The following is a 13,050-nucleotide window of genomic DNA, read 5'->3' on the forward strand; positions in this document are numbered from 1 at the left end:
AAAGCGCTACAGCCTTGAGAGCTGTAGCGCCTTGCGTATCCTGGTGGGACGTGCGGGGGTCGAACCCACGACAAACGGATTAAAAGTCCGCTGCTCTACCAACTGAGCTAACGTCCCATCACTGCAACGACCACCGCCCATTTTTGGACCATGACTGCTGCAAAGCCTAAGATTATAGCTTGATTTTTGGCGCTTTTTGCGGACCGGCTGCCAGGCGGTCGATCACCCAGCCTGCGGCGCACTGCCCGAAGGTAGCCGTGACAGCCACGACCGAGCCGTAGCCATGGCAGTTGAGCGACCCATCCCCGTCTTCGATCGCGCACGAGGCATCGGGCTGCGCCACTGCCTCGCGGCTGAACACGCAGGTGATGCCGATCTTGCGGCCCTCGCGCGGGGCACCATGGTGTTTGCGCAGCTGGTAGCGCAGTTGGGCCAGCAAGGGGTCGTGTGTAGTGGCGGCGAGGTCGTCGATGTCCACCTTGTGCGCCTGGCGCTTGCCGCCGGCCGCGCCCACGCTGATGAAGGTCTGGCCCGTGGCGCGCGCCCACACGGCCATGGCGGTCTTGGCCTTGATCTGGTCGCAGGCGTCAATCACCGCATCCACCGGGTCGCTGCCCAGCAACTGCGGCCAGTTGCCCGGCTCCACGAACTCGTCGATGCAGCGCACGTCGCATTCGGGGTTGATCAGCGCGATGCGGTCGCGCATGGCCTCGATCTTGGCCTGCCCCACCGTGGTGGAGAGGGCGTGGATCTGGCGGTTGATGTTGGACTCGGACACATGGTCCAGGTCCACCAGCGTGAGGCGCGAGACACCGCTGCGGGCCAGCGCCTCGGCAGACCAGGAGCCCACCCCGCCGATGCCCACGACCACCACATGCGAGGCACGGATGCGCCCGGCACCTTCCACGCCGTACAGGCGCTCGAGCCCCCCAAAGCGCCGCTGCGTGACCTCGTCGGTCGCGTCATCGGCAAAGGGAACCATGGGCACGGGAGCGGTTTCGCCGCCGACCAGAAGCTCCTTGACCTCGGGGATTGGGTCCGCAGTGGTCACTTCATGCGCGCCAGGCGCTCCTTGGCGGCCATGGCAGCCTCGGACTGGGGATAGGCCCGGGCCAGGTCTTCCAGCGTCTTGCGCGCGGCCTTGGCGTCCTTCAATTCCACTTGGCAGTTGGCGATCGACAGGGCAGCCTCCGGTGCCCGCGCATGCGTGGGCGCCTCGGCCAGCAGGGCCTTGAAGTTGTTGATGGCTTCCTTGTAGTCGCGCGCCGCATACTGGCCATTGCCCAGCCAGAAGCGGGCCGACGGCACATAGCCGCTGCGCGGGTACTGGCGGATCAGGTTGCCGAAGGCCTGGTTGGCCTCGGGGAACTTGCCCGCGCGGAAGATGGCCAGCGCAGCTTCAAAGTCCTTCTTCTCGGCAGCATCGGCCTGGAACTCCAGACCATCGACCGCGACCTTGACGGGCTCGAACTGGCGCAGGCGCTCATCCACCCCTTGGGCGATGTCCTTCTGGCGGCGCTGCAGCTCGGAGACTTCGCGCGTCAACTGCTCGTTCTGCCCCTGCAGGCGGGCGTTCTCGCTGCGCAGGGTCTCGATCTGGGTCTGCAGCTCCAGCAGGCCTCGGCGCAACTGGGCGGTGTCCTCGTTGGCACGGCGCAATTCGTCAGCCGTGCGCTGCTGGGCTTGCTGCATGGCGTCCACGCGCTGGCGCACTTCGAGGATGGCGCGGCGCGCCTCACCGTCCTCGAAGAGGGCCGCGTGCGCGCTGGGCAAGGCCACGCAGGCCAGCGCCAGGCCTGCGGCCACGGACCGCAGGGATTGTGATGAAAGGCTGAACCCGGGCATCAACGGTACGACAACTCGGCGCGGCGGTTCTGCGCGTGCGCGTCTTCACTGTTGCCAGGGGCGGCAGGCTTTTCCTTGCCGAAGCTCACGGCTTCGACCTGGGAATCGGGCACGCCCAGCAGGGCCAGCGAACGGCGCACGGCTTCGGCACGCTTTTGGCCCAGGGCCAGGTTGTACTCGCGGCCACCACGGTCATCGGTGTGGCCTTCGATCATCACCTTGCGGCCATTGTTCTGCTTGATGAAGCGCGAGTGGGCTTCGAGCAGCGATTGGAACTCGGACTTGATGACATAGCTGTCGTAGTCGAAGTACACGATGCGGGCCACGCCCACGGGGCCTTGGGCATTGCCGGCAGAGCCCGTCAGGTCCACAGGGGCCACGGTGCTGGTGCCAGTGCCACCGGAATTGGCGCCGCCAGGGTTGGTGCCCAGGGTCGAGCTTGCGCCCTTGTCTTCCACCGGCACGTCATCGAGCTTGACGCCGGAGCTGCAACCTGCAACGAGAGCGGTCACGGTAAGTGCTAGGGCAAGACGCTTGAGTTTGATGTTCATCCAAAATTCTCCTGGAAACTAGATTGTGAAAAGTGCTGAAAAGTTCATTGCTTCTGGAACGGGCCCCAATCGGGCTCGCGGATGTCTCCAGGCTGGCCGGCCAGGCGCGCCTTGATTTTTCCGTCCAACGTGGTGGTCATGAGGGCTTCGCGGCCCTGCTGCTGCGTGGCATACACGATGAGGCGGCTGTTGGGCGCAAAGCTGGGGTTCTCGTCGGCCGAGGTATCGGTGATGGCGGTGACGGTGCCTGAGGCCAGGTCCATCACGTGCAGTTTGAAGGCGCCGCCCACGCGGGAAATGTAGGCCAACCACTTGCCGTCGGGGCTGATATTGGGAGAGATGTTGTAGGACCCCGTGAAGGTCACGCGCTCGGCACTGCCGCCGCCTGCCGGCACACGGTAGACCTGGGGCGCACCGCCCCGGTCGCTCACGAAATAGATGCGGCCATCTGCAGAGAACATGGGCTCGGTGTCGATGCCCGGGCTTTGCATCAGGCGCCTGGGTTCGCCACCATTGGCGTCGATCAGGTACAGCTGGGAGCCGCCGTCGCGGCTCAGCGTCACGGCGAGGTTGCGGCCGTCCGGTGACCAGGCCGGGGCACTGTTGGAACCCCGGAAGTTGGCAATGAGGCGGCGGCGTCCCGAGGCGACCTCATGCACATAGACCACGGGCTTGCGCGACTCGAACGAGACGTAGGCGATCTGCCCGCCATTGGGCGACCATGCGGGCGAGATGATGGGCTCGGGGCTCGACAAGGCCGACTGCGCGTTTTCGCCATCGGCGTCGGCCACCCACAGGCTGTAGCGGCCACCCGTCTTGGTCACGTAGACGATGCGGGTGGAGAAAACGCCGCGCTCCTTGGTGAGCTTTTCGTAGATGAAGTCGGCGATGCGGTGGGCCACCAACCGCAGGTCGGCCTGGGTCACGACAAAGCTCTGGCCTCCAAGGTCCTGCGCCAGGGTCACGTCCCACAGGCGAAAGCGCACGTCGAAACGGCCATCGGGCGTACGGGTGATGCTGCCGGTGACCAGCGAGTCGGCCTCCTTTTGCTTCCACAGCGCGACATCGGGACGGGAGGTCTCGTCCAGCACCACGCCGGCCGTGTCCACCGCACGGAACTGGCCGCTGCGCTCGAGATCGGCCTGCACGATGGCGCCGATTTTCTGCGGCGACTGCGCATCGCCGCGGAACGGGGCAATGGCAATGGGAAACTGCTTGAGCCCCACGCCCGTGACTTCCACGCGGAACTGCGCGAGGGCGGGCAAGGAGGCGGTGGTGGCGAATGCGGCCAGGACCTGGCGGCGCATGGGATGCGGCAGGGCCGCAGGAAGGGATGTGTTGGTGTTGTGATCTGTGGTCATTAGCAGCCGCAGTAGCCGAACAAATGCCGGTTGGCAGCGCCAATGTTACACACTGGGGAAGACCCGCTGTGACAAACTGTGCAAGGCCTTGTGGTCAATCGCTGCAGCGCAGCATGGACGCAGGCTCAGCACTGGCGCGGTCCACAGGTGCCTGGCACCTTAGAATCCGGGACACATGCAAGCCATTGACCCCAGCGCCACGGGCCCCGCAGCGCCGCCCGCCCCCCCTGCCCCCACCCTCACCGCGCGCCTGGCGCGGCTTTCCGTGTATTTCGGCAACCAGCGGCTGGCCTGGGGTCTGGCCATCGCGGCGACGCTGGTGGGTGCGGCCACGGAGCCCCTGATCCCGGCCTTGCTGCAGCCCCTGCTGGACCGTGGCTTCACCCAGGGCACCTTGCCGTTGTGGGCGGTGCCCCTGGCCATCATGGGGGTGTTTCTGGTGCGCGGCCTGGCGCAATTCGTGGGCCAGTATGCGCTGGCGCGCATCGCCAATGAAGGCATGCTGCTGCTGCGCCGCGCGCTGTTCGACCGGGTGCTCGCGGCCGAGATGGGGCTGTTCTCGCGCCAGTCGGCCAGTGCCCTGTCCAACACCGTGGTCTACGAGGTGCAGACCGGCGCCACGCTGCTGGTGCAGGCCCTGCTCGGCCTGTCGCGCGATGGCTTCACCCTGCTGGCACTGCTGGGATACCTGCTGTACCTGAACTGGCAGCTCACGCTCATCGTGGCGGTCGTGGTGCCGGGCGTGGCCTGGATCATGAAGACCCTGTCACGCCGCCTGTACACCCTGACCAAGAGCAGCCAGCAGGCCACCGACGAGCTGGCCTATGTGGTCGAGGAGAACGTGCTGGCCCACCGCATGGTTCGGCTGCACGGCGCACAAGAGGGCCAATCGACGCGCTTTGGCCGCCTGAGCCAGAGCCTGCGGGGCCTGGCCATCAAGTCCACGATTGCCTCGGCCGCGATGACGCCGCTCACGCAGTTGCTGGCGGCCGCCGCACTGTCGGTGGTGATCTGCATCGCGCTGTGGCAAAGCCGCGGCACGCTGGATGCCAAGGATGTGACCGTGGGCGGCTTCGTCTCGTTCATCACCGCCATGCTGATGCTGATCGCCCCCATCCGCCGCCTGGCGGACGTGGCCAACCCCATCACGCGCGGCGTGGCGGCGCTGGAGCGCGGCCTGTCCCTGCTGGGCGACACGGGCGCCGAACAGGGCGGCAGCTACCACACGGAGCGTGCGCAAGGTGCGCTGGAACTGCGCGATGTCTCCGTGTCCTTCGGCACCGACAATGCGCCGGCTCTGGACGGCGTGAGCCTCAGCGTGGCACCCGGCGAGATCGTGGCGCTGGTAGGCCCCTCGGGGGCCGGCAAGACCACGCTGGTGAACCTGCTGCCGCGCTTCATCGCCACCTCGTCGGGCGCGGTGCTGCTCGACGGCCACCCCGTGCAGGAGTGGGACCTCCCGGCCCTGCGCAGCCAGATCGCCATGGTGAGCCAGGACGTGGTCATGTTCAACGACACCATCGCCGCCAACGTGGCGCTGGGCCATGCGGTGGACGATGGCAAGGTGCTGGCCTGCCTGGCCGCCGCCAATCTGGCGGACCACGTGGCGTCGCTGGCCCAGGGAATCCACACCGTCGTGGGGCACAACGCCACCCAGCTCTCGGGCGGGCAGCGCCAGCGCCTGGCGATTGCACGCGCGCTCTACAAGGACGCGCCCATCCTCATCCTGGACGAAGCCACCTCGGCGCTGGACACGGAATCGGAGCGCCTGGTGCAGGACGCGCTGAACCGCCTGATGCAGGGCCGCACCACGCTGGTGATCGCCCACCGCCTGTCCACCATCGAGCACGCGGACCGCGTGGTCGTGATGGAGCAGGGTCGCATCGTGGAGCAAGGCACGCATACCCAGCTCGTGGCCGCAGGCGGCCTGTATGCGCGCCTGCAGAGCCGTCCGGCCACCGCCGCGAGGTCTGCTGTGGCAGCAGACACGTCGGCGGCTACCGACTAAGGGCTTACCACTTGCCCGCGTTGGGCTGGCGGCGGCGGATGGCGGTGGCGATCTTCTCGGCCGCCTCCGTGCGGCTCACCCGCATCGCGAAGTCCACGGCCGTCAGGCCCAGCTGGTTCTTGAGCGTGGGGTCGGCCCCCTCGTTGAGCAACAGTTGCACGGCGTCGTTGGAGCCGTACTGCGCGGCCATCATCAGCGGCGTGGTGCCGTTGGGCGAGGTGGCGTCGATGTAGGCATGGTTCTCCAGCAGCATGCCGATGATGCGCACGTGCTCCTGCTTGATGCCCGAGGCGGCATAGTGCAGCGGTGCCCAGCCCTCCTTGTTCACGTCGGCATCGCGCGCCATCAATGCCTTGACGGCGTCGACGTTGCCCTTGAGCGCGGCCATCATCAGCGGGCTTTCGTCCTGCTGGTTGCGGGTCTCCACCTTCAGGCGCCGGTTGGCGATGAGGGCAGCAAACACCTTGAGCGACTCGGCCTGGATCGCCAGCGTCAGCCCCACCTGCCCCTTCGGGTCGCGGATGTTGGGATCGAACCCGCGGCGCAGCAGGTTGTTGACGGTGTCGGCGTCGTCCCGCTCCACGGCCGAAAAGAAGTCCTCGTAGGCACCCGCCCAGGCGGTAACGGCACCGGTGGCCAGTGCCAGGGCGCCCAACAGCGCCGTGCGGCGGCGCAGCGTGTGGCTCGTCATGCGTTCACTCCCTTGAACAAGGTCTCGAAATTGCGGCTGGTGGCTTCGGCCACCTCCTCCACGGCGATGCCGCGGGTCTGCGCCACCTGCCTGGCCACATGGGGCACATAGGCAGGGCTGTTGGTCTTGCCCCGGTAGGGCACGGGCGCCAGGTAGGGGCTGTCGGTCTCGATCAGCATGCGGTCCAGCGGCACGAAGGCCACCACGTCGCGCAGCTCCTGCGCGGTCTTGAAGGTGATGATGCCCGAGAAGGAGATGTAGTACCCGAGGTCGAGCGCCGCCCGCGCCACCTGCATGGACTCGGTGAAGCAGTGGAACACGCCGCCGGCCAGGTTGCCCGCGCCGTCCTCGCCCTCTTCCTTGAGGATGGCCAGGGTGTCGTCCGACGCGCTGCGGGTGTGGATCACGAGCGGCTTGGCGCAGCCGCGCGCGGCGCGGATATGGGTGCGAAAGCGCTCGCGCTGCCACTCCAGGTCGGCAATGCTGCGCCCGCCCTTGCGGTCTTCCATGCCGTAGTAGTCGAGGCCCGTCTCGCCGATGGCGACCACGCGCGGCAGGGCCGCGCGGTCCAGCAGGTCCTGCACCGAGGGTTCGGTCACGCCCTCATTGTCGGGGTGTACGCCCACCGTGCTCCAGAAGTTGTCGTGTGCCAGCGCCAGGGCGTGCACGTCGCCAAATTCTTCCATGGTGGTGCAGATGCACAGGGCCCGGTCGACCGAGGCCTCGGCCATGGCCTGGCGGATGGCCGGGAGCTGGTCAACCAGGCCGGGGTAGGTGAGGTGGCAATGCGAATCAACGAACATGTGGTTTCAAAATGGAAAAAGCCGACCAGCCTGCGCGGGTCGGCATGGGCAGGGGGCCAAGCCTCAGATGGTCTGTGTCGGACGGTCCGAACCCAGCGAAGTTCCGAGCAACTCCTCGATCTTGAGCTTGAGCTGGCGCGACTTTTCGTCCTTGGGGAACTGGATGCCCACGCCCTGGGTGCGGTTGCCTGCGGCACGCGCCGGGGTGACCCAGGCCACGCGGCCAGCCACAGGGTAGCGCTGGGTGTCGTCGGGCAGCGTCAGCAGCACATACACATCGTCGCCGAGTTTGTAGTCGCGCTGGGTGGGCACGAAAATGCCCCCTTCGACGAAAAAGGGAATATAGGCCGCATACAGAGCCGCCTTTTCCTTGATGGCCAGCTGCATGACGCTGGGGCGGGGGGCGGTGGATGGACTGCTCATGGTGGGTGGGACGGCTTCAGTGCTTGGAGTGTAGGGTGTTTCGCGCCTGGGCGACAAGCGCCTCCAGCATGAGGCCGGCATTGAAGGGGTGGTCAGCGGTGCGTGCGGCCTTGGCCAGCGCCTTGGACCAGCGCGTCAAGGGCCCCAGAGGAGGCGGCTTGGGCAGGTCCGCCGGCGCAAAATAGCGGGGCGCGGCCCCCACGCTGGCGGCCAGCAGGTCATGGCAGAGCTTTTGCAGGGCGTCGATCACCTGTGCGGGCGACCAGTCGCCTAGCGCCGTGGCATCGCCGCGTGCCACGGCCTGCGGCAACAGGGCCCAAGCCTGTGGGCTGCGGCCCGATCGAGCCAGCGCCAATGCATCATCTGGCCTGCCGCCCGAAGCACGCAGGAAGGCCGGCGCCGCATCGGCGGCAATGCCCTGGCCCTTGAGCCAGGCCAGCATCTCGGCTTCCGCCGGCCAGACCATGGTGTGGCCCAGGCAGCGGCTGCGGATGGTGGGAAGCAACTGGTGCGCCGCCTCGCTGGCCAGCACGAAGCGCACGTCGCCCGGCGGTTCTTCCAGCGTCTTGAGCAGCGCGTTGGCCGTGATGTGGTTCATCTGCTCGGCCGGGTACACCAGCACCGCCTTGCCGCGCCCGCGCGCCGAGGTGCGCTGGGAGAACTCCACCGCGTCGCGCATGGCCTCCACGCGGATTTCCTTGCTGGCCTTGCGCTTTTTGTCGTCGATGTCGGCCTGCGCCTTCTCCGACAGCGGCCAGCCCAGGGCCATCATCTGCACCTCGGGCATCAGCACGCACAGGTCGGCATGGGTGCGCACCTCGATGGCGTGGCAGCTGCCGCACTGGCCGCAAGCGCCTTCTGGCGTGGGCCGGTCGCACAGCCAGGCACGCACCATCTCCAGGCCCAGCGCGTACTGGCCCAGGCCCGAGGGCCCCTGCAGCAGCCAGGCATGGCCGCGCTGGGCGAGCAAGCTGCTGCGCTGCGCGGCGATCCAGGGCGCCAGCGGGGTGGTGGTGGCGTCGCTCATGCCAGGTCCTTCGGCGTGGGCACCATGATGGACAGCCAGCCCTTGCGCACGAACACGCTGGTGAGCTGCTGCCAGACACGGTGGCGGTCCAGCGCGGCATCGAGCCGCGCAAAGCGCGCGGGCTCCACGGCAGCGCGGTCGGCATAGCCCTGTGCCACGCGGCGAAAGAACTCCACGGGCTGGGCCTCGAAGCGGTCGGGCACGCGGGCGCCGGCCAGGCGCTCGGCCGCCACTTCAGGCGCCAGGTCGAACCAGACGGTCAAGTCCGGGTTGCGCAAGGTGCCGGCTCCGGCCCCCGGCACCAGCCCGCCCTGGGCCATGCGCTCCAGGGTGGACAGGGTCATCAGATCGAACCCCCGCCCCGCCCCCTGGTAGGCAAAGGTGGCGTCGGTGAAGCGGTCGCACAGCACCACATCGCCCCGGGCCAGGGCCGGCTCGATGACGTTGCACAGGTGGTCGCGGCGGGCCGCGAAGATCAGCAGCGACTCGGTCAGCGGGTCCATGGCGTCATTGAGCACCATCTGGCGCAGCTTTTCGGCCAGCGGCGTGCCGCCGGGCTCGCGGCTCACCGTCACCGTGCGGCCCTGCGCGCGGAATGCCGTGGCCAGTCCTTCGATGTGCGAGGACTTGCCGGCACCGTCGATGCCTTCAAAGGTGATGAAGAGGCCGGGTCGTGACATGAAAACCTTTTGGAGAAACCTGGTCCGGAAAGAGAGTATGCAGCCAGCCCGCTTACTGCGACTGCCCACGCTGGTAGCGGTTGACGGCCCGGTTGTGCTCATCGAGCGAGGCGCTGAAGTGACTGGTGCCGTCGCCCTTGGCCACGAAGTACAGGGCCTTGGTGCGTTCTGGCTGCACGGCGGCCAGCAGCGAGGCCTTGCCGGGCATGGCGATGGGGGTGGGCGGCAGGCCGGCGCGGGTGTAGGTGTTCCAGGGCGTGTCGGCCAGCAGGTCGCGCCGGCGCAGGTTGCCATCGAACTTCTCGCCCAGGCCGTAGATCACCGTGGGGTCGGTCTGCAGCAGCATGCCGGTGCGCAGGCGGTTCACGAACACCCCGGCAATCTGCGCGCGGTCGCTGGCGCGGCCGGTTTCCTTTTCGACGATGCTGGCCAGGACCAGCGCCTCGTCGGCCGACTTGAGCGGGGTGTCGGCCGAGCGCTGGCTCCAGGCGGCCTCGAGCTTGCGGTCCATGGCGTGCAGGGCGCGGCGCAGCACGGCCAGGTCGCTGGAGCCCTTGGCATAGGTATAGGTATCGGGGAAAAAGCGGCCCTCGGGCGCCACGCCGGGACGGCCCAGCTGCGCCATCAGCGCCTCGTCGGTCAGCCCTTTGGAATCGGGCTTGATCTGGTCATCCGCGGCCAGCGCCTGGCGCACCTGGCGGAAGTTCCAGCCCTCCACCAGGGTCAAGGCGCGCAGCGCTTCCTCGCCCCGCACGAGCTTGGCCAGCAGGCCGCGCGGCGTGGTACCGGGCGGTATCTCGTAGTTGCCGGCCTTGATCAACCGGTCCTGCCCCGAAAAGCGGAACCAGGCATAGAGCAGCTGCGCATCGGTGCGCACGCCGGCGGCCACCACGTCGCGGGCCACGCCGCGCGGCGTGGTGCCGGGCTCGATGGCCAGCTCCAGCGGCTCATTGCCCGCCATGGGCAGGGGCTGGTGCAGCCACCAGAAGGCGGCTCCACCTGCGGCGATCACCATCACCAAGACAAAAACCAGTAAGCGTCGCACAACCCTGCTGCCTGTAGATAAAGGGAGCGGGCATCATAATTCAGCCATGACCCAGCTTCCCCTGAATGGCATTGCCCCCCTGTCGCACCTTGGCGTGATCCGCGTGGAAGGCGAAGACGCCGCCAAGTTCCTCCACGGCCAGCTCACGCAGGACTATGCCTTGCTGGGCCTGGGCGAGGCGCGGCTGTCGGCTTTTCTTTCGGCCAAGGGCCGCATGCAGGCCAGCATGGTCGGCTTCAAGCGCAGCACTACCGAGGTGCTGCTCGTGATCAGCCAGGACCTGCTGGCCACCACGCTCAAGCGCCTGTCGATGTTCGTGATGCGCGCCAAGGCCAAACTGACCGACGCCACGGCCGACTTTGCCTTGTACGGCCTGGCGGGCGATGCCGTCGCCTCACTTGCAGGTGGCGCAGCCCCGGCCTGGACCAAGGCTGAGGTCGGCTCCGCCAGCGTGGTCCACCTCTACCCTGCCGCAGGCCAACCGCGTGCGCTGTGGGTGGCGCCTGCCGCCGACCCGGCCCCCGCAGGCCCGGCGCTGGACCTGGCGCTGTGGCAGTGGAGCGAGGTGCAGAGCGGCGTGGCCACCCTGACCCAGCCACTGTTCGAGGCGTTCGTGCCGCAGATGGTCAATTACGAGTCCGTGGGCGGTGTGAATTTCAAGAAGGGCTGCTATCCCGGCCAGGAGGTGGTGGCGCGCAGCCAGTTCCGTGGCACGCTCAAGCGGCGGGCCTACATCGCGCATGCCGGCAGTGCGGTGGCGGTGGGGGCGGAAGTGTTTGCTGCGGGTGATCTGGAGCAGCCTTGCGGGACGGTGGTGCAGGTGGCTGCTGCACCGGGTGGCGGGTTCGACCTGATCCTTTCGATGCAGATTTCGGCGGCTGACGGTCCACTGCAGGTCGGCGCGCCGGACGGCGTGGCCCTTGCGCTGCAGCCGTTGCCGTATGCTTTGCTTGACGATATTTGATGGTTGCGTGCGGCTGGAATATTGCTGCGTGCTCATTTGAAGGTCGGAGGCCGGGATGTGCGCCCGGCGGCGCACCTACCTTCTTTTGCGTCGCCAAAAGAACGTAGGCCAAGAAAAGGCGACCCCGCTGCCCGTGTCCCCACTCGCCTGGCGGCGAGCGGGGCAGCCTGCGATGCTCGGTCCTGGGGTGTGCCGCAGAACTCGCTGCGTTCTTCGAACTCCGCTCAGACAGCTGCGGCAAGTCAGTTCACGATGCGCGTGTCCTTCGGCACGCGCTCACCCCAGGCCCTGCGCTTCTCGGCACGGTCAGAAGGGGGTGGGAGCGGGCTCCACACGGGCCATTGCTGCGCTCGGCCTGGGCAGGGCCATTGCGCCACTTGCGTCGGCAGCGCGCACCGCGCGCGTCCCCGACCCCAGGCGTAGCTGCGAAGCAGCAGCCGTGCGATACCCGCTCCCCACCCCTGCTGGCTGCGCCGAGAAGCGCAGGGCCTGGGGTGGGTGCGTGTGCCGAAGGACACACGCACTTCGTGATCTGGCTTGCCGATGCTGTTTGAGCGGAGTTCGAAGAACGCAGCGAGTTCATCGGCACCACCCCAGGACCGAGCATCGCAGGTTGCCCCCATCGCCCGACAGGGCGATGGGGGACGCAGACTGGGGGCCGCCTTCTCTTTGGTGACTTTCTCTTGGCGGCCAAGAGAAAGTTACTGCGCCGCCGGGCGCACATCCCGGCCTCCGCCCTCACACCAGGCACACGCCATCAAAGCGAAGCGACACCCAAAAAATCAGAACCGACGCGCCATCAGGACATGCGCAATCCCCGCCTCCTCATAAGGCTCCCCCACCACAGCAAACCCCGCCCTCCGATAGAACCCCTCCGCGTTGCCCTGCGCATGCAACTGCACCTCCCGGTCCCCACGAGCCCGTGAAGCATCCACCAAGGCATCCAATACCTTGCGCCCCCACCGCGTCCCCCGCACCGACCGGTCCACCGCCAGGCGCCCGATGCGCCCCACACCCGGTGCCTCCTGCAACAGACGCCCCGCCGCAATCGGCTGCCCCAGCCGGTTGTAGACCACCGCATGGCGCGCAGTGGCGTCGAGCGCATCGGCCTCGATCTCGGCAGGAATGCCCTGCTCCGCAACGAACACCGCCGTGCGCAGCCGGCCCGCATCACGGCCCAGCGCATTCCAGTCGCCGGTCCTGACCTCGGCCGTGTCCCCTCCGGCCTCGAAGGCGGTGATGGTGTCGCGCAGCGCCTGGGGCACAGGGCGCGACTTCTGCGCCACCGGGTCGGCGAACACGTAGACCAGCTCGCCCGAGACCAGCAGCCGGTCACCACTGAAGATGCCCGCCTCGAACAGGCACGACGAATTGCCCACGCGCGCGCAGCGCATGCCCACGTCCAGCGTGTCGTCCATGCGCGCGGATGCGTGGTATTCCAGGCTCGCCTTCTTCACGAACATCTCGCCGTCGAGCGCGTGCATGCTGGCCTCATAGGGCAAGGCCAGGGCACGCCAGTACTCGGACATGGCGTTGTCGATGTACATCAGGTAGTGGCCGTTGAACACGATCTTCTGCATGTCCACCTCGGCCCAGCGCACGCGCAGGCGGTGGAAACAACGGAAATCACGGCGTTGGGGTTGCGGCATAGG

13 protein-coding genes and 1 tRNA gene are annotated in these 13,050 nt (G+C 67.6%); 2 read left to right on the forward strand and 12 right to left on the reverse strand.

Annotation, left to right across the window (positions count from 1 at the left end):
* Window positions 1–41: 41 nt before the first annotated feature.
* The 5 genes from AC0IZS_RS30725 to tolB form a co-directional block, all read right to left on the reverse strand.
* Window positions 42–117: transfer RNA gene (locus tag AC0IZS_RS30725), tRNA-Lys, on the reverse strand.
* 55 nt (window positions 118–172) lie between these two features.
* Entirely contained in the window at window positions 173–982 is an 810-nt protein-coding gene (locus tag AC0IZS_RS30730) for a tRNA threonylcarbamoyladenosine dehydratase (protein WP_471639607.1), read from the reverse strand.
* A gap of 65 nt (window positions 983–1,047) precedes the next feature.
* Window positions 1,048–1,845, reverse strand: a complete 798-nt coding sequence (ybgF, locus tag AC0IZS_RS30735) for a tol-pal system protein YbgF (RefSeq protein WP_471639129.1) — start codon at window positions 1,843–1,845, stop codon at window positions 1,048–1,050.
* Window positions 1,845–2,396: a peptidoglycan-associated lipoprotein Pal gene (gene pal / locus AC0IZS_RS30740; protein ID WP_471639130.1), complete on the reverse strand. Its 552-nt coding sequence runs from the start codon at window positions 2,394–2,396 to the stop codon at window positions 1,845–1,847. The genes ybgF and pal overlap by 1 nt, the downstream gene beginning before the upstream one ends.
* A gap of 44 nt (window positions 2,397–2,440) precedes the next feature.
* Window positions 2,441–3,757 (reverse strand): Tol-Pal system beta propeller repeat protein TolB, encoded by a 1,317-nt coding sequence (gene tolB, locus AC0IZS_RS30745; protein WP_471639131.1) that lies wholly within the window; start codon window positions 3,755–3,757, stop codon window positions 2,441–2,443.
* Between the two features lie 175 nt (window positions 3,758–3,932).
* Between tolB and msbA the strand changes: the two genes are divergently transcribed.
* Window positions 3,933–5,765, forward strand: a complete 1,833-nt coding sequence (gene msbA, locus AC0IZS_RS30750; protein WP_471639132.1) for a lipid A export permease/ATP-binding protein MsbA — start codon at window positions 3,933–3,935, stop codon at window positions 5,763–5,765.
* Between the two features lie 4 nt (window positions 5,766–5,769).
* Here the strand turns inward: msbA and AC0IZS_RS30755 are convergent, their stop codons facing one another.
* The 6 genes from AC0IZS_RS30755 to mltG form a co-directional block, all read right to left on the reverse strand.
* Window positions 5,770–6,456, reverse strand: a complete 687-nt coding sequence (locus AC0IZS_RS30755; protein ID WP_471639133.1) for an ankyrin repeat domain-containing protein — start codon at window positions 6,454–6,456, stop codon at window positions 5,770–5,772.
* Complete coding sequence (locus tag AC0IZS_RS30760) at window positions 6,453–7,259, reverse strand: TatD family hydrolase (protein ID WP_471639134.1); 807 nt, start codon at window positions 7,257–7,259, stop codon at window positions 6,453–6,455. The genes AC0IZS_RS30755 and AC0IZS_RS30760 overlap by 4 nt, the downstream gene beginning before the upstream one ends.
* Window positions 7,260–7,322: 63 nt before the next feature.
* Complete coding sequence (locus AC0IZS_RS30765) at window positions 7,323–7,682, reverse strand: PilZ domain-containing protein (RefSeq protein ID WP_057206042.1); 360 nt, start codon at window positions 7,680–7,682, stop codon at window positions 7,323–7,325.
* Window positions 7,683–7,698: 16 nt separating this feature from the next.
* Window positions 7,699–8,709, reverse strand: coding sequence for a DNA polymerase III subunit delta' (locus AC0IZS_RS30770; protein ID WP_471639135.1), 1,011 nt, complete (start codon window positions 8,707–8,709; stop codon window positions 7,699–7,701).
* A complete protein-coding gene (tmk, locus tag AC0IZS_RS30775) occupies window positions 8,706–9,389 on the reverse strand; it encodes a dTMP kinase (RefSeq protein WP_471639136.1) in 684 nt (227 codons plus the stop codon). The genes AC0IZS_RS30770 and tmk overlap by 4 nt, the downstream gene beginning before the upstream one ends.
* 52 nt (window positions 9,390–9,441) lie before the next feature.
* Window positions 9,442–10,434 (reverse strand): endolytic transglycosylase MltG, encoded by a 993-nt coding sequence (gene mltG, locus AC0IZS_RS30780; protein ID WP_471639137.1) that lies wholly within the window; start codon window positions 10,432–10,434, stop codon window positions 9,442–9,444.
* Window positions 10,435–10,480: 46 nt separating this feature from the next.
* Here mltG and ygfZ point away from each other — a divergent pair, with 46 nt between their 5' ends.
* The gene (ygfZ, locus tag AC0IZS_RS30785) at window positions 10,481–11,398 is read left to right on the forward strand and encodes a CAF17-like 4Fe-4S cluster assembly/insertion protein YgfZ (RefSeq protein ID WP_471639138.1); all 918 of its coding nucleotides are present in this window, start codon (window positions 10,481–10,483) and stop codon (window positions 11,396–11,398) included.
* Between the two features lie 782 nt (window positions 11,399–12,180).
* On the opposite strand, the gene AC0IZS_RS30790 is transcribed toward ygfZ, so the two are convergent.
* Window positions 12,181–13,047: a YbgC/FadM family acyl-CoA thioesterase gene (locus tag AC0IZS_RS30790; protein WP_471639139.1), complete on the reverse strand. Its 867-nt coding sequence runs from the start codon at window positions 13,045–13,047 to the stop codon at window positions 12,181–12,183.
* Between the last annotated feature and the right edge of the window lie 3 nt (window positions 13,048–13,050).

It is taken from the genome of Acidovorax sp. AC410, from assembly GCF_979253235.1.

Coding starts and splice junctions, on each gene's coding strand:
- AC0IZS_RS30770 (WP_471639135.1), bottom strand. CDS start 8,709: ATGAGCGACGCCACCACCACCCCGCTGGCGCCCTGGATCGCCGCGCAG.
- tolB (WP_471639131.1), bottom strand. CDS start 3,757: ATGACCACAGATCACAACACCAACACATCCCTTCCTGCGGCCCTGCCG.
- ybgF (WP_471639129.1), bottom strand. CDS start 1,845: ATGCCCGGGTTCAGCCTTTCATCACAATCCCTGCGGTCCGTGGCCGCA.
- tmk (WP_471639136.1), bottom strand. CDS start 9,389: ATGTCACGACCCGGCCTCTTCATCACCTTTGAAGGCATCGACGGTGCC.
- AC0IZS_RS30790 (WP_471639139.1), bottom strand. CDS start 13,047: ATGCCGCAACCCCAACGCCGTGATTTCCGTTGTTTCCACCGCCTGCGC.
- AC0IZS_RS30760 (WP_471639134.1), bottom strand. CDS start 7,259: ATGTTCGTTGATTCGCATTGCCACCTCACCTACCCCGGCCTGGTTGAC.
- AC0IZS_RS30765 (WP_057206042.1), bottom strand. CDS start 7,682: ATGAGCAGTCCATCCACCGCCCCCCGCCCCAGCGTCATGCAGCTGGCC.
- msbA (WP_471639132.1), top strand. CDS start 3,933: ATGCAAGCCATTGACCCCAGCGCCACGGGCCCCGCAGCGCCGCCCGCC.
- AC0IZS_RS30730 (WP_471639607.1), bottom strand. CDS start 982: ATGGTTCCCTTTGCCGATGACGCGACCGACGAGGTCACGCAGCGGCGC.
- ygfZ (WP_471639138.1), top strand. CDS start 10,481: ATGACCCAGCTTCCCCTGAATGGCATTGCCCCCCTGTCGCACCTTGGC.
- AC0IZS_RS30755 (WP_471639133.1), bottom strand. CDS start 6,456: ATGACGAGCCACACGCTGCGCCGCCGCACGGCGCTGTTGGGCGCCCTG.
- pal (WP_471639130.1), bottom strand. CDS start 2,396: ATGAACATCAAACTCAAGCGTCTTGCCCTAGCACTTACCGTGACCGCT.